Origin of the sequence: Bradyrhizobium sp. 149 (assembly GCF_023073915.1) — a bacterium.
Classification (GTDB): domain Bacteria; phylum Pseudomonadota; class Alphaproteobacteria; order Rhizobiales; family Xanthobacteraceae; genus Bradyrhizobium.
Window position 1 is genome coordinate 466491 of record NZ_JADPKK010000019.1, and the last position, 17368, is coordinate 483858.

Genomic DNA, 17368 nt, shown 5'->3' on the forward strand with positions numbered 1-17368 from the left:
AGATAAGCCGAACCCGTTCCGAGGCAAGCCCGCTAGCTCATGGCTGCTGCCATTTGTCGGAGCCGCTCGGCCGTGCGCTCGTCGGCCGGGAAGAAGGTTTCCAGCGCTAGCTCCGACAGCGTGATGTCGACCGGCGTACCGAACACCATGGTGGTGGAGAAGAAACTTAGGATCTCCCCGTCGTGGCGCAGCTTGAACGGGATCGCGACATTGTCGCTCGACAGGGGCGCCGCGCGCGCCGGGATCGGATAGCTCTTCAGGTCGTTGTAGAGCTTGATCAGCTCGGGATCGGCCGTCGCCTCGCATTGCCGGTGCAGCCGCTCCAAAAGATGCCCGCACCATTCCGCGAGATTGACCGTGCGCGGCGCCAGCGCCTCCGGATGGAAGGCGAGCCGCAGCACGTTGAAGGGCTGGCCGAGCAGCCGTTGCGGAATGCCGGCGAGCAGCGGCGCCAGCATGCGATTGGCCGAGACCAGATTCCAGTGCCGGTCATAGGCCAGCGCCGGATTGGGCTCATGCGCCCTGAGGACGAGGTCGATCGCCTGGCGGGCTGATTTCAAGGCGGGATCCTCCAGCGGCCGCTGCGGAAAGGCCGGGGCATATCCGGCGGCGACCAGCAGCACGTTGCGTTCGCGCAAGGGCACGTCGAGGCGCTCGGCGAGTCTGAGCACCATGTCACGCGACGGTGCGGCGCGGCCGGTCTCTACGAAGCTCAAATGCCGCGCCGAGATTTCGGCCTCTCCGGCGAGATCGAGCTGGCTCATGCGGCGGCGCTGCCGCCACTCGCGCAGATGGTCGCCGATATGGACCGGCTGGCTGCGTTCGGCCTGTGCCGTGGATGCATGTGCGTTCATGGTCGAAAACCTAGCACGCAGATTTCTGCGCTTCCATTACGTCGAAGGTAATCGAATTGGGCCTCGGGCCGGCACATCTTCGGTCGCAACAGGAGACGACCATGATCGCTTTACTGCTCTACCGCACCGTCACAGACCACCTCCTGCCGCGAGTCCTGCCCTGGGCCACGGCGCTCGCAACCCGGATGCTGGCGCGCAGCCTCAACATGCCGGAGCCGCTGGTGCATTCGACCGGCGACTATGTCGTCGCGCAGGTCGCAGCTTTCGAGCACGGCCTCGGCAGGAGCCTCTGCCCGTTCCGCCTCGCCCGCCTGCTCCGCGCCTGGTGGCGCGGAGGGAACTGACTTTTCCCTGAGTCCAACCCACATGGAGACCACGATGATCGACGCATCCACCTTGCTCCGCCGCGCGCTGCTTGCCGACGCAATCTTTAGCGGCATCGCCGCCCTTGGCTTCACCTTCGGTGCCAGCGCGTTCGCGTCGCTGTTCAACCTGCCCGAAGCGCTGCTGCGGGAGACCGGCCTGTTCCTGATCGCCTACGCCGCACTCGTCGGCTGGCTTGCCTCACGCGCCTCCGTGGCAAAGCCGCTCGTGCTGCTGGTCGTGGTCGGCAACGCGGCCTGGACAGTCGGCAGCATCGCGCTGCTGCTCTCGGGCGCGGTGTCGCCGAACATCAGCGGTGAGCTCATGGTCGTGGCGCAGGCGATCGCGACCGGCGTGTTTGCCGAGCTGCAATATGTAGGATTGCGCAGGAGCGGGAGTGCGGTGGCGGCCTGAGGCTTACCGCTGCGAGTCGTCGCCCGGTCTAACCGGGCGACCCAGCATTCCAGAGGCAGCGGACGTATGCGGACAGGCTGCGGCGTACTGGATGCCCCGGTCAACCCGGAGTATGACAGCGGAGCCAGAGGCACAAGCTAGGCCCGTGCGCGGCCGTTTGCCTTGCCGATGGCATGGCCGTTGAGCTTCTTCTTTTTGGCGCCTTTGGCGCCCGCCTTCTCGGCCTTGCGTTCCGCCCGCGCCTTCACCTTGGCACGCTCGACCCGTGCTTCGGCGCGCAGTTTCTTGCGCTTCTTCTCGCAAGAATCGCACTTGCACCCGATCGGCTTCAGATAGGCTTTGAAATAATCGGTACCGTAGTCGTAGTTGATCTCCTCGCCCGGCTCGATGTTCTTGATGGCGCGGATGAAGACCTTGCGCTCGCGCGGCCGCACGTCGGATTCGGCGTTGGGCCGGCACGAATGGTTGATGTAGCGCGCGAGGTTCTTGCGCACCGAGCCGTCGATGGTCCAGCGGCCGTTGAGCTCGAACAGGTATTTGTTCTCGATGTCATCCTGCTCGGGAATCCGGGAGTCCAGGATCGGTCCGTGATAACGGATGATCCGGGTGCCCTTCTTGATCGGCTTGGTGGCGAAAAGGCCGAGCCCGGTTTTCGAGCGGCCGACGCGATAAGGTTTGTTCGACGAGGTGGCTGGCATGATCACGAGAAACGAGGACGCGAACGAGGCTGAAATAGCCCAAGCGAAGCCGCTCTTCTAGAACGATTCCGCGCCGCTGTCAGGTGTCTGTCGCTCCTGTTTGAACCTTGCCCACAATCAAGACGTCTGATGGTACGAAGTTCCCGCTCGATCAAAGGCGCCGTCATGATCCGCATCACCATTGCAAGCCTGGCCATGTTGCTGATGTGCAGCGGTCTGGACCGCGCCGACGCCCAATCCGTGGGCAGCAAATATACCTCGACGGCCCCGAAGGATTGCCGCCAAGTCGGCAAGGCCAGTGAACTCGACGGCAGCACCACGCGGGCCTGCAAGGGCGAGGATGGACTCGTGGTCCTGATCGCCGAGGACGATCTTCGCGAGGTTGTCTCCGTCGGCCGCAATCGCAAGGCCGCGGCCGAGGAACCGGCGGCAAAAGTCTGGTTCGCTCCGTTCAACTCATCCGGGACCACCGTCGAATGGCGCACGGCGGCCGCCAAGCCGTTTGCGATGATCCAGCGCTGGCACATCGCCGATGGCACCGATCCCGACAAGCAGGGGCGGCCGAACACCAAGGCCATGCTCAGCGTGACCCGGCTGCCGCCCGGCCCTGTCTGCCACGTCGCCTATGTCGACGCGATCGCCAACCCGAACAGTAATGAGCTCGCGCGCAAGGCCGCTGACGAGTCCGCCCGCGGCTTTACCTGCGGTAAGGACAAGGTGAAGATCGTTGGTGCCAGCGGCCGCGCGGTCAAGCTCGCGACGATCCGGTAGGCGCTCGCTGGCAATCGATCAAGGAGCCGGCGGCTTCCCCGTCACGGGCGACATCAGCATCGCTTCGAGCAGGCGTTCGGGAGTCGTCCCCTCGGGCAGGCGCCCCAGAATATCCTCCAGCCGCCCATCGAGCAGCAGCATGGTAAAACCGTGCACCATCGACCAGGCGCGCGCGATCGCGGCGCCCTGATTGAGCGTCAGCGCGTCCCCGCTGATCTGCTCCTGCCGCATCATGCCGACGGCATTGGCGAGCCCGGCAAAGGACGCCTCGGCCGCCTCGTGCAGCGACGGCCTGGAATAGTCGAGGCGCTCGGTGCGGAACATGATGCCGTACATGCCGGGATGAGCCTGGGCATAGGCGACATATGCTTTCGGCCGCGCCAGCGCGCGCTCGAGCGGCGTGGTGGCGCTGTCACAGGACGACGCCATCGCCGCATTGAACTGGCGGAAGCCGACGGCCGCGAGCTCACTGAGAAGCCCGGTGAGGTCGCCGAAATGATGGGTGGGGGCGGCATGCGAGACGCCTGCCTCGCGCGCCACCGCGCGCAAGGTCAGGCCGGCGAGCCCGTCGCGCTCCAGCACCCGTTCGGCGGCCTGGAGCAACGCCTCGCGTAGCGCGCCGTGGTGATAGGGCGCCTCGGTCTTGACGCTCGATGTGCGGCGCACGGAACGGGGCGGCGTACCCGCTGCCGACGATGTCTTCCGCGAAGTGCGTGCGCGCCGCGGGGATTCGGTCCTGGTTTCGCTCTTGGTTTCGCTCTTGCCCATGGCCAAGCTATAGGACGCAATATTGACACTGTAAAGATTTCACTTGACTACCGCGACGATCAGCACTACCTGATCTTTACGATGTAAAGATAAAGGGCATACGCCGTGCAGCAGGACGCCATTGCCGAACGCCGCCACAACCTCGCGCCGATTCCATTCGAGGCTGACGCGCCCTTCCTCAAGGTCCTCGGCGAATTGCCGCGCGAGCTGAACGGCACGCTTTATCGCAACGGCCCCAATCCGCAGTTCGAGTCCCCCGGCGCACACTGGTTCGTTGGCGACGGCATGCTGCACGCCTTTCATCTCGAGAACGGTCGCGCCAGCTACCGCAACCGCTGGGTCCGCACGCCGAAATGGCTGGCCGAGCACGATGCCGGCCGTGCCTTGTTCGGCGGCTTCGGCCGCAAGCTGCCGGACGCCCCAGCGGGCCTCACCGACGGCGGCGCCGCGAATACCAACATCGTCTTTCATGCCGGCAAGCTGCTGGCGCTGGAAGAAGCGCATCTGCCGACCGAGATCGAGGCCGGCACGCTCGCAACGCGCGGCTATCACAATTATCAGGGCCGCGTCGCCGGCAGTTTCACGGCGCATCCGAAGATCGATCCGCTCACCGGCGAGCTGGTGTTCTTCGGCTACAATGCCGCGGGTCCGCTGACACCTGCCCTCTCCTACGGGTCGATCGACGCGTCCGGCAAGGCGACGCGCTTCGAACGGTTCGAGGCGCCCTATGCCAGCATGGTGCACGACTTCATCGTGACCGAAAACCATGTGCTGTTTCCGATCCTGCCCATCACCGGCAGCATGGAGCGCGCGATGAGCGGACGGCCGCCCTATGCCTGGGAGCCCGACAAGGGCGCCTATGTCGGCGTGATGAAAGGCAACGGCACGGCGAAGGACATCGTCTGGTTTCGTGCTGAAGCTTGCTACGTCTTCCACGTCATGAATGCGTGGGAGGACGGTGACCGCATCATCGCCGATGTCATGCAGTTCGAGGAAGCGCCGCTGTTTCCGCATCCCGACGGTCGGCCGACCGATCCGGAGAAGTCGCGCGCCCGGCATTGCCGCTGGACGTTCGATCTCTCGGGGAATACCGACCGTTTCCAGCAGACTTATCTGGACGATCTCACCGGCGAATTCCCGCGCATCGACGACCGCCGCGCCGGATTGAAGAGCCGTCACGGCTGGTACGCCTGCGCCAATCCGAAGCTGCCGATGTTCGGCGCGCTATCCGGCATCGTCCATGTCGACGGCAATGGAAAGCGCCTCGGCCACTATCTGCTGCCGACCGGCGACACCATTTCCGAGCCTGTGTTCGTCGAGCGGTCGAAGGATGCGCCTGAAGGCGATGGCTGGCTGCTGGCGGTGATCTGGCGCGCGCGGGAGAACCGCAGCGACCTCGCCGTGTTCAATGCCACCGATGTCGAGGCAGGGCCTGTCGCGCTGGTGCTGCTCGGCCACCGCGTGCCCGACGGTTTTCACGGCAATTGGGTCGGCGCGCAATAGCTCTCACCTCGTCATTCCGGATGGAAGGAGGTCTCCCATGGATATGCACCCGATCACCACGGACTGTCTTGCCGTCCTCGCCCCGACCTGCGCCGCGCTCGCGCTCCAGACGGTCCGGCTGCGGCGGAGCAGACAGACCATCTTCAACGGCGGCATCCTGCTCTCCTTAGGTCTTCTTGCCGCCGCAGCGCTGCCGACCTTCTCGCACCTACCCTGGGCGGAATTGGCCGACCAAGCGTCCGACCAAGCCGTTGCAGTACTTTCTGTTTTAGAGCTCACTTACGTCATTTTGACACTGTAAAGATTTCACTTGACCAGGCGGCATCCTCTCGCTAGTTATCTTTACATCGTAAAGATAAGGCCTGATCGAGGCAGACCATGGCGATTTTCCTGATCCTCGCGCCCTACGGCGCCTACAGCTTCCTAATGCTGGTGACATCGGTCACGATCAGCGTGTTCGTGGCCTCGGCAATCTGCCTCGCCACCGTCGCGATCGATGTCGCACGCGGCCGCACGGTGAAGATCCTGGCGATGGGCTCGGCGCTGCTATTCGCCGCAATCGGCCTCTACCTCACGCTGATCGATCCGGCGCTCGGCACGCTCGCTGTCAAGCTGTCGGTCGACATCGGCATCTTCGCAATCTCGCTCGGCTCGATGCTGGTCCGCCGTCCCTTCACGCTGCAATACGCGCTCGAGTCCGTGCCGGCCGAGACCGCGGCGATGCCCGGCTTTCTCTATGCCAACTACGTCATCACCGCCGCATGGACAGCGGCTGCGCTGTTGATGGCGGCTGCCAATCTCGTGCTGCTTTATGTCCCCGGCCTGCCGCTCTGGTCGAGCCTTGCGGTCGCCTTCGCCGCCCGCAACAGCGCGATCTATTTCACAAAATGGTATCCCGAATATCGCCAGATCAAGTACGGTACGCCCGCCAGCGCAATGCCCCACACTCGCTGAACAGGATCGACGATGAAGGACGTATTCGCCCGCCTCGCCTCTGACTTCCTTTCCGCCATCGTCTTCCTGGTCGTCTACCTCATCACCGACAATGTCGTGCTGGCAACGTCGGTGGCGATTGCCGGTGCGATCGCGCAGGTGATCTACGCCAGCGTCAAGGGGCAGCAACTCAACTACATGACCTATGCGAGCCTCGCACTCGTCGTCGTGCTGGGCACGGTCACGCTGCTGACCAACGATCCGCGCTTCATGCTGGCAAAACCCTCAATTGCGCATTTCGCGATCGGCGCCATCATGCTCAAGCGCGGCTGGATGCTGCGCTACATGCCGCCGATCGTCGTCGAGACCGTCCCGGAATATGTGACGGCAGCGGGCTATGTCTGGGCGGCGCTGATGTTCGTGATCGGCGTCGGCATGATCGCGGTAGCCTCCACAGGCGATCTGAAGCTGTGGGCGTTCTATCTCACGGTGGTCGCAGGCGGCGCCAAGATCCTCGCCTTTGCCGTGCAGTATGTCGTGCTTCGCCTCATCGTGACCAGCCGTCGGCGCGCCGCCGCCCGCGCCTAAATGCCTCCAACGGAGCGTTAGGCAGCTGCTGCGAGTTGCGCTATACGCTCGGCCGGGACTGGCCCGCGGATCGTCGCGGTCCGCCGGCATCTTGGGAGACGCGAATGGCCGTGGACGGCAACTGGACTCTGACCATGACGACGCCCATGGGCGAGCGCAAGGCGACGCTGAGCCTGACGGCCGCCGGCGGCACGCTTACGGGCACGCAGGGCGCGGAAGGCAATACCGCCGAGATCTTCGACGGCACTGTCTCCGGCGACGCCGTCAACTGGAAGGTCTCGATCACCAACCCGATGCCGTTGACGCTCGAATTCATTGGAACGGTCTCCGGCGACAGCATGAGCGGAGAAATGGGGATCGGCCCGATGGGCAGCTTCCCGTTCACCGGCACGCGCGCCTAAGACGCGCGGCAAAAGTGCGCGCGCTCCGTCTCATCGCAGCGACCATCCTGTGTGTCGCGACACAAGCGGCGCGCGCGGACGACAGTGAACCGGCATGGCGCGCAAGCGCACTCGCCATGGTGCCGGCAGGCTATGTGGCCGGCACGGCCTATCGGACCGAAGGTTCGACGGGTTACCTCGCCGTCTATCCCGCGACATCGAACGATCCGAGTCACCGGCAAGCGTGTTCGCGACGCGCCAGGCTGTCGTGGTCACGCTGACGCCGGATGCGACACGCGCAGTCTCAGCCGAATTGAAGCCGCGGACCGGGCCTGATCCTGACAACGACGACACTGATTTTGCAAAGCTGCACGCCGATCTCGCGGCCAAGCGCCCGACGCTCGCCGAGGGCACCGAGCCCTGCGATCTCGGCGCCTGGTCCATCGACAAGGACCCTGATGGCCTGAACGTGCGCGCCGAACCGTCGGTCAAGGCGCGTGTGCTCGGCACGATTCCGCCGCCCTACCGGCTCAAGCTCGGCGGCAGCGAGAACACGCCCGATGGCGGCTGGCTCACCTAATTCCGCATCATCGGCTCCAGGAACGGCTGGTTTCTGATCGAAGGCGCCAAGCCGCCCGGCAAGGACTACGAGGACGACAACAAATATCCGCGCAGCGCGCCAAAGCCCTATGCTGGACGCGGCTGGGTCGCCGCCAACAAGGTCGGCGCATCCTACGCCAATGGCGCGACACGCATGGGCGGCCTGTTCCAGGCGCCCTTCGTCGATGCGAAATGGATGCCGGCCCAGCGCGAACTCGGCGGCGCGATCGACACCGACGGCGGAGCGAAGCGCATCTTTGCCTGCAGCGGTCTCTGGGGTCTCGTCGAGAGCCACGACGGCGTCCGCGGCTGGTGGCGCGGGCTGTGCTCCAACCAGGTCACGAATTGTAGCTGAGCGAGTAAGTCTTGTGTCCCAAACGCGGTGCAGCGCGTAGCGCTGCTCCGCAGAGCCGGGACTCATGCCGCCACGTGGATCCCCGGATCAGCAGCGCATCATTTCATGCTGCGCGGCCTCCGGGGAACGCGGCATCAGCCCAGATTCAACTCCTTGAAGAAATCGTTGCCCTTGTCGTCGATGATGATGAACGCCGGGAAGTCGACGACCTCGATGCGCCAGATCGCTTCCATGCCGAGCTCGGGATATTCGAGCACCTCGACCTTCTTGATGCAGTGCTCGGCAAGATTGGCCGCGGCGCCGCCGATCGAGCCGAGATAGAAGCCGCCGTATTTCTTGCAGGCCTCGCGCACGGCCGGCGCGCGGTTGCCCTTGGCGACCATCACCATCGAGCCGCCGGCGGCCTGGAACTGATCGACGAAGGAATCCATGCGGCCTGCGGTGGTCGGGCCGAACGCACCGGAGGCGTAACCCTCGGGCGTCTTGGCGGGGCCCGCGTAATAGACCGGGTGGTTCTTAAAATAGTCCGGCAGCGGCTCGCCCTTGTCCAGCCGTTCGCGCAGCTTGGCATGCGCGGAGTCGCGCGCGACGATCATGGTGCCGGTCATCGACACCCGGGTCTTGGTCGGGTACTTCGAGAAAGTCGCGAGGATGTCCTTCATCGGCTGGTTGAGGTCAATCTTGACGACCTCGCCGCCGAGCGACTGCTCGACCTGCGGCAGATATTGCGCCGGGTTGTGCTCGAGCTCTTCGAGATAGACGCCGTTCCTGGTGATCTTGCCGAGCACCTGGCGATCGGCCGAGCAGGACACGCCAAGTCCGATTGGCAACGAGGCGCCATGACGCGGCAGACGGATCACGCGCACGTCGTGGCAGAAATACTTGCCGCCGAACTGCGCGCCGACGCCGAGCGATTGCGTCATCTTCAGAATTTCCTGCTCCATTTCGAGATCGCGGAACGCGTTGCCGTCGGGCGAGCCATGGGTTGGCAGCGCATCGAGATAGCGGGCCGACGCGAGCTTCACGGTCTTCATGCAGAGTTCGGCCGAGGTGCCGCCGATCACGATGGCAAGGTGATAGGGCGGGCACGCCGCAGTGCCCAGCGTCAACACTTTCTCCTTCAGAAACGCAAGCAGCCGGTCCTTGGTCAGCACCGAGGGCGTGGCCTGGAACAGAAAGCTTTTGTTGGCGCTGCCGCCGCCCTTCGCCATGAACATGAACTTGTAGGCGTCATCGCCCTCGGCGTAGATCTCGCACTGCGCCGGCATGTTGTTGGCGGTGTTCTTCTCCTCGTACATCGAGAGCGGCGCGACCTGCGAGTAGCGCAGATTGCGGCGCAGGTAGGCATCGCGCGCGCCTTCCGACAGTGCCGCCTCGTCGTCACCATCGGTGATGACGTTGCAGCCCTTCTTGCCCATGATGATCGCGGTGCCGGTGTCCTGGCACATCGGCAGGACGCCGCCGGCGGCGATGTTGGCGTTCTTGAGGAAGTCCAGCGCGACGAACTTGTCGTTCGGGCTGGCCTCGCCGTCCTCCAGGATCGCGCGGAGCTGCTTCAGGTGACCCGGCCGCAGATAGTGGTTGATGTCGCCAAAGGCCGCTTCCGACAGCGCCCGCAGCGCCTCACGCGACACCACCAGCATGTCTTTCCCGAGGACCTTCTCGAGCCTCACGCCCTCGGCCGTGATCTTCTTGTAGGGCGTCTCGTCCTTGCCCAGCGGAAACAGCGGCGTGTGCTTGTAGGGCGGAACGGGCTTTGACGGATCGGGGAAGGCGGTGGGAGCGTTCATGGTCTGGAATCTCGGGGTTTTGGGGTCCTCGCATGGGCCCCTTTCATAGAAGCGTTCTAAGCTTTTTTGCCACAAAGGGAAGGCGCTCTGGTGCGGTCGGGGCATCCCGATTCGGCGGCATGGCGAGCCTTTTTCGGCGGCTGTCGGCGGACAGGTGTCCCCATGATGCCGGTGAAGACCGGGGTTGCACCCCTTGCGCTGCGCGCGCGACGACGGTTGAATGCGCCCGCTAAGGGGCTTTTTATCATGACATTGAACTTGCACGTCCGCGGCGCGATCCTGGTCGCCGCCGCCATCACCGGCCTTGTGACCCTCGCCTCGCCCGCTCGCGCCGATCGCTGCGACGACAGCGCCAAGGAACTGTCGTCCCAAATCGATCGCCTCAAGGTGAATTTCCGCGCGGCCAACGTCGTCTACCTCACGCATCCTGCGGCCAAGGAATTGTCCGTGGCTTGCCGTGGCGACAAATATTCGATCGAGCTCTATGCCAAGGGCGATCGCAAGCCCAAGCCGGAGTTCTTTGCGCTGGTCGGGTCGATGGCGGCAATCGTCTTTACTGTGACGAAGGACGATACCACCACGGGCGCGACACGCTGCCTGAAGCGGATGGGACTGTTGCGCGGCGACAAGGTCGTCATGCGCTACCGACGACTCAACATGGAGTGCACCCGTACCAAGACGGATGCGTCCATCGCGATCACGCGCGGCAAGGACGAATAGAAGGGGCGCCCCGCGCTTTTTCCACACGCTCCGCAATGACGAGGAGACGTCCGAGAACGCACTCCACCGCACCAGATCCCTCGCATTTTAACGATTGACTTGACGGAAGCTTCGCGCCTCACGGCGCAGGGTCAATTGTTTCCATGTGTGAGGATTTGTGGATGAGCGTTTCTACCGTTTCGCCGCCGCCGATCGCGATCGTGGTGCCGAGCTACGACGCGACCAAGCAGCAGGACGATCAGACCAAGACCAAGGACAGCGACCCGACCTATAAGCCGACGCCGCCTGCGCCGCTGCCGCCGGGTCAGGGCACGCGGATCGATCAGCTCGCCTGATCGGGTTTGCCAGAGGTGAAATGCCCGATCCGGTCGATCGGGCTTTTCGCGTGTCCGGCCGCATCTTCGCCCGATAGCGGGACCAATATCGTGCGCGGCTACTCTGAGACCTGCGCATGATCGCAAGACTGCTGTTGCAGAGCACGATCACCACCGCCGCCATGGGCGCGTTGCTGTTCGCATCCGCCGGCACCCTGAATTGGCCATCAGCTTGGGGGTTCCTCGCGACCTCCGCCCTGCTCGGCCCGCTCTGCGGCTGGTGGCTTTATCGGGTCGACCCCGCACTGCTCGCCGAACGTCTGCGGCCGGTCCTACAAAAGGACCAGCCCGCTGCCGACAAGGTATTCATGACCGTCTTTGTCGTCGCCATGCTGATCTGGCTGGCGGCGATGGGGCTCGACCGGCGTACGCTATTCTCCGACATGCCGATGACGCTGCAGATGCTCGGCCTCGCACTGTTCCTGCTCTCGACGCTGTTCATCCTCTGGGTCTTCCGCGAGAACTCGTTCGCGGCGCCCGTGGTGAAGCTGCAAGCCGAGCGCGCGCAGCGCGTGATCTCGACGGGGCCGTACGCGCACGTGCGCCATCCCATGTACAGCGGCATGATCCTGTTCTTCGCCGGCGTGCCACTGCTTCTGGGCTCATGGTGGGGACTTGTGATGGTGCCGCTGTTCCTCGTATTGTTTGCGCTCCGCATTCGCATCGAGGAGCGCACGCTACGCGACGGCCTGCCGGGCTATGCCGATTACGTGACGCGCGTGCGCTATCGCCTGCTGCCTGGCGTGTGGTGAGTGCGCATCAGTCCGCTGAGACCGGCTAACTATCCAGCTCGCGGTAGTGACGGAAGATGCCCTGCTCGTTGAAGGCAATGCGGCGCCGGCTTTCGAGATAAGCCTCGATGTTCGGCCGCGCCGCGACGCGGTCGTGCAGGCCGACGAGGCCCGGGATATCGGCCTCGAACGCCTTCATCCGCTTCGGAAACGCATAGCGCAGCCCCGCGACGATCTGGAACAGCGAGAGATCGACATAGGTCAGCCTGCGGCCGGTGAAATAGGCACCGCCATTGTCCTGAAGGAGCTGCTCGAAATAGCCGAGAAATTTCGGCACGCGCTCGCTCCAGAAGTCGGCCGTGCGTTTCTTCGCCGGCGGCTTCTGATCTTCGTAGTAGAGCGAGGGCCCGAGCGGGTGATGGGTATCGTGAATCTCGACCACAAAATCGGCGATCGTCAGCTGGAGCTGATGCACCCAGAGTTGGCCGGCTTCCGACTTCGGCGCCAGCCCATGGCGGGCACCGAGATAGAGCAGGATGTTGGCGGTCTGGCCGATGACGAGCTTGCCGGCTTTGAGGAACGGCGGCGCGAAGGGCGGCGTGCCCTGGTGCGCGTCCATCATCTTCATCATCGCACTGGTGCCGCGTGGGCCACGCGCCACGTCGACGTAAGCCGCGCCCGCTTCCTCCAGCGCCAGCCGGACATATTCGCCGCGGCCCTGGATCTCGGGCCAATAATAGAGCTCGTATTTCATGGAAACTGTCCGTGATTGCGTTGCCGCGAATGTAGCACGCAGCCACGAACTCCATGACGCCGGAGAGAGTTCCGCGGCCTCAATTCGCCGCGAAGCAATACAGCAGGCCGTCGCCGCCGGTGCTCTTCAGATCGGCCTGCGAGCAGCCGCCATCGGGGCCGCGCGAGGGATGCGAGCTGTTCCACGATTTCGAGGGCTCGTCATCGCGCAGGCCTTGACGATCGGCATGGCCGACGACCGCCGCGCCTTGCGTGCTCGACGTCCAGTTCTTGCAGGTCTTGTCGTCGCCTGCGGGAAATGCGCTGCCGTCGGCTTGCGAGCCCGTGAGGATGTCATGCCGGTTCGGCGTGTCGCCGCGGCCGTTGATGACCTCGGCCTTCTCGCTGAGCGCGGTCTGCTTGGTGAGGTTGTTGGCCGCGCCGTGCAGGTCGGCAACGTCCTTGGCGATCACCGCGCCCTTGGCGTTCTGCCACGGTCCCTTGCCGATGCGGTCGCGCGCGTTGATGGCCGGCTTGCCGTCGGCAGGCTGGGTCGAGAGATAAGCGCGCCAGGTCTTGCTACCGGCGCCGACGGCCTGTGCCAGCTTCTGGCATTGCGCGTCGGCCCCCTCCAGGCCACCGAGATCGGCGCCCTTGCCCGGCCCGTTGGACGTGACGAAGAACGTCATGTCGGCCGACTGCGCCAGCGCCGATGGCGCCGCAAGCAAAGCCACAGCGAACGCAAGGCCTGAAATCGTCACGGATTTCCCGATACGGATCATCTTATCCTCCAGTTGTGTTTTTGTCGTTGGTCGCCAGATTTCAACCCGGCCCCCGCCCGTTTATTCCGATGCCGCGATGCGAGACGTTCCAAAAGAAAAAGGCGCCGTGCAAGAAGCACGACGCCTTTTTTCTTGTCGTCCGCGATCAGTTGGTCTGCTGGATCGCCGACAATTCCCAGGCGCCGCCCGGACGTCGGGCAAAGGTCCAGACTTCGGTGGCCTCGCCCGGCTGCTCGCTGCCGGCGACAACCGCGCCGGTATTGCGGTCAAGCGTCTTGTCGGTGAGCGCGAAGCGCAGCGCCACCGTCGCGTAGTCGGTCTCGCCTTCGCGCCAGGATTCCGCGAGGTCGCCCTGCAACAGCTTCACATCGCTGACCTTGTTGACGACGTTGCGCGCGCGGTTCTGAGCGAGGTCCTGCTCGAAATAGGAGACCATTTCCGGCGTCGCGAGCGTGTGCAGCTTGGCCACGTCCTCGTTGGACCAGGCGGTCTGGACATCGCCGAGCAGGCGCTCGAACGCCTCATAGTCGTCCGGCTTGATCTCGAGCGGCGCGTTGTTGGCGCCGAAGCCGAAGCCGCCGCCAAGACCGCCACCAAGACCACTACGATTGTTCGCCTGCGGTCCCGGACCGGCACCGGCCTCAGCGTTGGCATAGGCCGCCTGCGGGGTGTGACGGCGCTTCCACCAGGACATGGCCAGTCGCACCACGACCACCACGAGCACGACCTGGATGATCAGGCCGATGATCGACGAAAGGCCGCCGAGGCCGCCGAACAGGCCACCGCCGAACAGCATGCCGAGCAGGCCTGCGCCGAGGAACCCGGCCGCAAGGCCGCCCAGGAAACCGCCGCCGCGGCCGAACAGGCCCCCACGTGCGGGGGCGGCGGCAGCCGAGTTCATGCCGGCACCCGGCTGGCTGTAGGTCCGGTTGAACTGCGAGGTCGAACCCGGCGCGGTCGTGGTCGACGGCGGGGCCGAATAGGTGCGCGAACCGCGCGAACCCGACGACATGCCGCCACCGACGCGGGCATCGGCGGACGAGATCGCCAGCGCAGTCGGCAGCGCAAGCGCCAGCACGACGGCAATCGTCTTGAAGAGGCTGCGGGAGCGTTGCGAGAAATTCATGTTCGTTTCCCAGATCCCCGGCATCGGGGCGTGCCCCTAAGATGGGCAGCCTTCCGGAAAAAGGAAGCCACTATCGGAACTTGTGGCTGCGGCCCTCAGTCGCGGGGATGTGGCAAAAGCCCATATTTGGCGGCAGCTTGGCCGCGTACGCGAAGGAACCGCGGTCGCGGGCTACCGTGGCTTTTGCGACGGGAATTCCGCTTTCCTCGTCATTGCGTTGAAGCCCTCACCCCGCCTTCGCCATCGTCTCCTTCACGGCCGCCACGAGCTGGCTGAGCGTGAACGGCTTGGGCAGGAAGTCGAACTGCTGGCCTTCGGGCAGGCTCTTCTCGAACGCGTCTTCGGCGTAGCCGGAGACGAAGATGAACTTGATGTCGGGGTTCTTCTCGCGCATTGCCTTGAGCAACGTCGGGCCGTCCATCTCCGGCATTACGACGTCGGACACGACGAGATCGATTCCGCCGCTCTGCTCTTCCAGCACCTCCAGCGCCTCGACGCCGTTCTCGGCCTCGACCACGGTGTAGCCGCGCGAGCGCAGGCCGCGTGCGTTGAGCGCGCGCAGGCCCTCTTCGTCCTCGACCAGGAGGATGGTGCCCTGCCCGGTAAGGTCGGCGCGGGGCTTGGCGTCCGCCGCGGACGCGGCTTCCTTCGCAGCACCATTGGCGGCACCAACGACCGCCGCCGGCTGCTCGACCTGCACCTCCGGCTCGGGGTGATGGCGTGGCAGGAAGATGTGGAACGAAGTGCCCTGCCCCGGCTCGGAATCCACGTAAATGAAGCCACCGGTCTGCTTGACGATGCCGTAGACGGTCGAGAGCCCGAGGCCGGTGCCCTTGCCGATTTCCTTGGTCGAGAAGAACGGCTCGAAGATCTTGTCGCGGATGTCGGCGGGAATGCCGGTACCGGTATCGGCGACCTCGATCCGCACATAGTCCGCGGCCGGCATGCCCTTGTAGGCCAGCCTGGCCGCTTCCTCGGTGGTGACGTTGGCGGTGCGGATGATCAGCTTGCCGCCGTCGGGCATGGCGTCGCGCGCGTTGACCGCGAGATTGACGATGACCTGCTCGAACTGGGAGACGTCGACCTTGACCGGCCAGAGATCGCGGCCGTGGATGGTCTCGTGCTTGACCTTCTCGCCGATCAGGCGGCGCAGCAGCATGGCGAGGTCGGAGAGCGCATCGCCGAGGTCGAGCACCTGCGGCCGCAGCGTCTGCCGCCGTGAAAACGCCAGCAACTGCCGCACCAGCGTGGCGGCACGCGTCGCGTTCTGCTTGATCTGCATGATGTCCTGGAACGACGGATCGGTAGGCTTATGCGCGTTCAGCAGGAAGTCGTTTGCCATCATGATGGCAGAGAGCACGTTGTTGAAGTCGTGGGCGATGCCGCCGGCGAGCTGGCCCACCGTCTCCATCTTCTGCGACTGATTGATCTGGTTCTCCAGCGCGCGCCGCTCGGTGGTCTCGAGCATGTGCACGATGGCGGCTTCCGCGTCGTTCTCACCCCCGTCGACCGGCGTGACGAAGAACTGGCCCCAGCGCTCCTTGGTTCCTTCCAGCGCCACCTCGACCGGCGCGATGTCGGCCTGATTCTCGGCGGCCTGGTTGATGGCCGCGATCAGCAAATGGCGGTCGCGCGAATTGACCGCCCGGAAGATCGACTTGCTGGCGCTGTCGAGCCCCAGCGCCTGCCCGAGCTTGGCGTAGCGCGCATTGGCGCGCACGACGTTGCCGCCGCGGTCGACCGTCGCGATCGCCATCGGCGTATGGTCGAAGAAGCGCATGAAGCGTACTTCGGCGGCGCGGTCCGGATCGCTGCGCTCGTCGCGGGCGCGGCTGATCACCAGCGTGCGCGACGGCCCCGGCGCACCGTCGGCGCCGAAGGCGAGCTTGTGATAGAGCCGCACCGGCATGGTCTTGCCGGTGCGCATGCGCAAGTCGATGTCGAAGACCTCGGTCTTCACCTCGCCCGGCACCGCCACGATCGCCGTGAGCAGCGAAGCGCCGTCGCCGGACACGATATCGGTGAGCTTCAGCCCGCCCGAGCCGATCTCGGCCAGGTCGTAGTCGAGCCAGTTCGCCAGCGTCGCGTTGACATAAGCGAGCTCGCCGGCCGGATTGACCGAGAAGAAACCGCACGGCGCGTGATCGAGATATTCGATCGCGTGCTGGAGCTCCTGGAACACGTCCTCCTGGCGCTCGCGGTCGCGGGTGATGTCGGCGATCGACCATACCGCGTATCTCGTCTCGCGCTTGCCGGTGCCGAGGGGCCGCACCCGCATGCGCAGCCAGCGGCCCTGGCTGCCGTCGTGGCCGGAGATGCGCACCTCTTCCTGCTGCCGCTTGCCTTCGCGCGCAGCTTTCAACAGGCGGAACACCGCTTCGGAGACGTCGGGGTTGCCGATGAAGACGCGCTCCACGGGACGCACGTCCTGTGGACCGGCGGCGCCGGTCAGCGTCAGATAAGCCGCATTGGAATAGACCACATGGCCGCGCGGGTCGGTCACGGCGAGGCCGTCGAAGGCGTGGTCGGCGATGCGCCCCATCACGGGATCGTCGAGATTGCGGTCGACGAAGCGGATGATGCCGGCGGCGAAGGCGAACAGGTTGAACAGGCCGACCATGGCCAGCACGGCGAGGATGCCGAGAATATAGGGCTGGGCCTGCGCGCGCCCGAGCGTCATCAGCCCGACGGCAACGGCGACGAGGCCGGCGGCGACCAGCAGCACCAGCGCAATGCTGCCCGAGCGCGGCGACGGCTCGTGCGTCGCAACGGGCTCGCGTGTGAGGTCGTGGTCAGTCTCAGCAGTCATATCAAGCTGGCGCAGCCTGTCGGCAGAGAATCAACGCGCTACGGGGCGCGCGGGGTCCTCCCTGCCTGAATCGGACC

19 protein-coding genes and 1 pseudogene are annotated in these 17368 nt (G+C 64.9%); 12 read left to right on the forward strand and 8 right to left on the reverse strand.

All coding sequences use genetic code 11. From position 1 onward, the window contains the following. Positions 1-32 precede the first annotated feature (32 nt). Complete coding sequence (locus tag IVA88_RS14015) at positions 33-854, reverse strand: helix-turn-helix transcriptional regulator (protein WP_063995739.1); 822 nt, start codon at positions 852-854, stop codon at positions 33-35. A 101-nt stretch (positions 855-955) separates the two neighbouring features. Here IVA88_RS14015 and IVA88_RS14020 point away from each other — a divergent pair, with 101 nt between their 5' ends. Together IVA88_RS14020 and IVA88_RS14025 are read left to right on the forward strand one after the other, a co-directional pair. Further along, positions 956-1198 carry a hypothetical protein gene (locus IVA88_RS14020; RefSeq protein WP_247497818.1) on the forward strand — a complete coding sequence of 81 codons (243 nt, stop codon included), beginning with the start codon at positions 956-958 and terminating at the stop codon, positions 1196-1198. A 34-nt stretch (positions 1199-1232) separates the two neighbouring features. Then, positions 1233-1631, forward strand: a complete 399-nt coding sequence (locus IVA88_RS14025; RefSeq protein WP_247497819.1) for a hypothetical protein — start codon at positions 1233-1235, stop codon at positions 1629-1631. 137 nt (positions 1632-1768) lie between these two features. On the opposite strand, the gene IVA88_RS14030 is transcribed toward IVA88_RS14025, so the two are convergent. Then, on the reverse strand, positions 1769-2329 hold the full coding sequence (locus tag IVA88_RS14030) for an SET domain-containing protein (protein ID WP_247497820.1): 561 nt from the start codon (positions 2327-2329) through the stop codon (positions 1769-1771). Positions 2330-2494: 165 nt separating this feature from the next. On the opposite strand from IVA88_RS14030, the gene IVA88_RS14035 reads away from it, so the two are divergent. After that, positions 2495-3100 (forward strand): hypothetical protein, encoded by a 606-nt coding sequence (locus IVA88_RS14035; protein ID WP_247497821.1) that lies wholly within the window; start codon positions 2495-2497, stop codon positions 3098-3100. 18 nt (positions 3101-3118) lie between these two features. Here the strand turns inward: IVA88_RS14035 and IVA88_RS14040 are convergent, their stop codons facing one another. After that, on the reverse strand, positions 3119-3868 hold the full coding sequence (locus IVA88_RS14040) for a WHG domain-containing protein (protein ID WP_247497822.1): 750 nt from the start codon (positions 3866-3868) through the stop codon (positions 3119-3121). 105 nt (positions 3869-3973) lie between these two features. On the opposite strand from IVA88_RS14040, the gene IVA88_RS14045 reads away from it, so the two are divergent. From IVA88_RS14045 to IVA88_RS32580, 6 genes and pseudogenes are all read left to right on the forward strand, one after another. Next, positions 3974-5371: a carotenoid oxygenase family protein gene (locus IVA88_RS14045; protein ID WP_247497823.1), complete on the forward strand. Its 1398-nt coding sequence runs from the start codon at positions 3974-3976 to the stop codon at positions 5369-5371. Positions 5372-5408: 37 nt separating this feature from the next. Beyond that, the gene (locus tag IVA88_RS14050; protein ID WP_247497824.1) at positions 5409-5672 is read left to right on the forward strand and encodes a hypothetical protein; all 264 of its coding nucleotides are present in this window, start codon (positions 5409-5411) and stop codon (positions 5670-5672) included. Positions 5673-5749: 77 nt separating this feature from the next. Then, a complete protein-coding gene (locus IVA88_RS14055) occupies positions 5750-6325 on the forward strand; it encodes a hypothetical protein (protein ID WP_247497825.1) in 576 nt (191 codons plus the stop codon). A gap of 12 nt (positions 6326-6337) precedes the next feature. Next, positions 6338-6892: a septation protein IspZ gene (locus tag IVA88_RS14060; protein WP_247497826.1), complete on the forward strand. Its 555-nt coding sequence runs from the start codon at positions 6338-6340 to the stop codon at positions 6890-6892. A 104-nt stretch (positions 6893-6996) separates the two neighbouring features. Continuing rightward, the gene (locus tag IVA88_RS14065; protein WP_247497827.1) at positions 6997-7293 is read left to right on the forward strand and encodes a hypothetical protein; all 297 of its coding nucleotides are present in this window, start codon (positions 6997-6999) and stop codon (positions 7291-7293) included. A gap of 14 nt (positions 7294-7307) precedes the next feature. Continuing rightward, positions 7308-8227, forward strand: a pseudogene (locus tag IVA88_RS32580) (SH3 domain-containing protein). Positions 8228-8361: 134 nt separating this feature from the next. On the opposite strand, the gene IVA88_RS14080 reads toward IVA88_RS32580, so the two are convergent. After that, on the reverse strand, positions 8362-10017 hold the full coding sequence (locus IVA88_RS14080) for a fumarate hydratase (RefSeq protein ID WP_247497830.1): 1656 nt from the start codon (positions 10015-10017) through the stop codon (positions 8362-8364). 246 nt (positions 10018-10263) lie between these two features. Here IVA88_RS14080 and IVA88_RS14085 point away from each other — a divergent pair, with 246 nt between their 5' ends. The 3 genes from IVA88_RS14085 (at position 10264) to IVA88_RS14095 (ending at position 11863) form a co-directional block, all read left to right on the forward strand. Continuing rightward, a complete protein-coding gene (locus IVA88_RS14085) occupies positions 10264-10737 on the forward strand; it encodes a hypothetical protein (protein WP_247497831.1) in 474 nt (157 codons plus the stop codon). 161 nt (positions 10738-10898) lie between these two features. Further along, positions 10899-11072, forward strand: a complete 174-nt coding sequence (locus IVA88_RS14090) for a hypothetical protein (protein WP_247497832.1) — start codon at positions 10899-10901, stop codon at positions 11070-11072. Positions 11073-11188: 116 nt separating this feature from the next. After that, positions 11189-11863: an isoprenylcysteine carboxylmethyltransferase family protein gene (locus IVA88_RS14095; protein WP_247497833.1), complete on the forward strand. Its 675-nt coding sequence runs from the start codon at positions 11189-11191 to the stop codon at positions 11861-11863. A gap of 25 nt (positions 11864-11888) precedes the next feature. Here IVA88_RS14095 and IVA88_RS14100 read toward each other — a convergent pair whose 3' ends face one another. The 4 genes from IVA88_RS14100 to IVA88_RS14115 all read right to left on the reverse strand — a co-directional run bounded on the left by IVA88_RS14100 (position 11889) and on the right by IVA88_RS14115 (position 17291). Beyond that, entirely contained in the window at positions 11889-12596 is a 708-nt protein-coding gene (locus IVA88_RS14100; RefSeq protein WP_247497834.1) for a glutathione S-transferase, read from the reverse strand. A 79-nt stretch (positions 12597-12675) separates the two neighbouring features. After that, positions 12676-13356, reverse strand: a complete 681-nt coding sequence (locus IVA88_RS14105) for a lectin (protein WP_247497835.1) — start codon at positions 13354-13356, stop codon at positions 12676-12678. 145 nt (positions 13357-13501) lie between these two features. Continuing rightward, positions 13502-14506 carry a Tim44 domain-containing protein gene (locus tag IVA88_RS14110; protein WP_247497836.1) on the reverse strand — a complete coding sequence of 335 codons (1005 nt, stop codon included), beginning with the start codon at positions 14504-14506 and terminating at the stop codon, positions 13502-13504. A gap of 202 nt (positions 14507-14708) precedes the next feature. Next, positions 14709-17291 carry a PAS domain-containing protein gene (locus tag IVA88_RS14115; protein WP_247497837.1) on the reverse strand — a complete coding sequence of 861 codons (2583 nt, stop codon included), beginning with the start codon at positions 17289-17291 and terminating at the stop codon, positions 14709-14711. Positions 17292-17368 lie beyond the last annotated feature (77 nt).

Bases quoted from the DNA above. Each gene is read 5' to 3' on its own strand.
- IVA88_RS14015 (WP_063995739.1), bottom strand. From the start codon at position 854: ATGAACGCACATGCATCCACGGCACAGGCCGAACGCAGCCAGCCGGTC.
- IVA88_RS14020 (WP_247497818.1), top strand. From the start codon at position 956: ATGATCGCTTTACTGCTCTACCGCACCGTCACAGACCACCTCCTGCCG.
- IVA88_RS14025 (WP_247497819.1), top strand. From the start codon at position 1,233: ATGATCGACGCATCCACCTTGCTCCGCCGCGCGCTGCTTGCCGACGCA.
- IVA88_RS14030 (WP_247497820.1), bottom strand. From the start codon at position 2,329: ATGCCAGCCACCTCGTCGAACAAACCTTATCGCGTCGGCCGCTCGAAA.
- IVA88_RS14035 (WP_247497821.1), top strand. From the start codon at position 2,495: ATGATCCGCATCACCATTGCAAGCCTGGCCATGTTGCTGATGTGCAGC.
- IVA88_RS14040 (WP_247497822.1), bottom strand. From the start codon at position 3,868: ATGGGCAAGAGCGAAACCAAGAGCGAAACCAGGACCGAATCCCCGCGG.
- IVA88_RS14050 (WP_247497824.1), top strand. From the start codon at position 5,409: ATGGATATGCACCCGATCACCACGGACTGTCTTGCCGTCCTCGCCCCG.
- IVA88_RS14055 (WP_247497825.1), top strand. From the start codon at position 5,750: ATGGCGATTTTCCTGATCCTCGCGCCCTACGGCGCCTACAGCTTCCTA.
- IVA88_RS14060 (WP_247497826.1), top strand. From the start codon at position 6,338: ATGAAGGACGTATTCGCCCGCCTCGCCTCTGACTTCCTTTCCGCCATC.
- IVA88_RS14065 (WP_247497827.1), top strand. From the start codon at position 6,997: ATGGCCGTGGACGGCAACTGGACTCTGACCATGACGACGCCCATGGGC.
- IVA88_RS14080 (WP_247497830.1), bottom strand. From the start codon at position 10,017: ATGAACGCTCCCACCGCCTTCCCCGATCCGTCAAAGCCCGTTCCGCCC.
- IVA88_RS14085 (WP_247497831.1), top strand. From the start codon at position 10,264: ATGACATTGAACTTGCACGTCCGCGGCGCGATCCTGGTCGCCGCCGCC.
- IVA88_RS14090 (WP_247497832.1), top strand. From the start codon at position 10,899: ATGAGCGTTTCTACCGTTTCGCCGCCGCCGATCGCGATCGTGGTGCCG.
- IVA88_RS14095 (WP_247497833.1), top strand. From the start codon at position 11,189: ATGATCGCAAGACTGCTGTTGCAGAGCACGATCACCACCGCCGCCATG.
- IVA88_RS14100 (WP_247497834.1), bottom strand. From the start codon at position 12,596: ATGAAATACGAGCTCTATTATTGGCCCGAGATCCAGGGCCGCGGCGAA.
- IVA88_RS14105 (WP_247497835.1), bottom strand. From the start codon at position 13,356: ATGATCCGTATCGGGAAATCCGTGACGATTTCAGGCCTTGCGTTCGCT.
- IVA88_RS14110 (WP_247497836.1), bottom strand. From the start codon at position 14,506: ATGCCGGGGATCTGGGAAACGAACATGAATTTCTCGCAACGCTCCCGC.
- IVA88_RS14115 (WP_247497837.1), bottom strand. From the start codon at position 17,291: ATGACTGCTGAGACTGACCACGACCTCACACGCGAGCCCGTTGCGACG.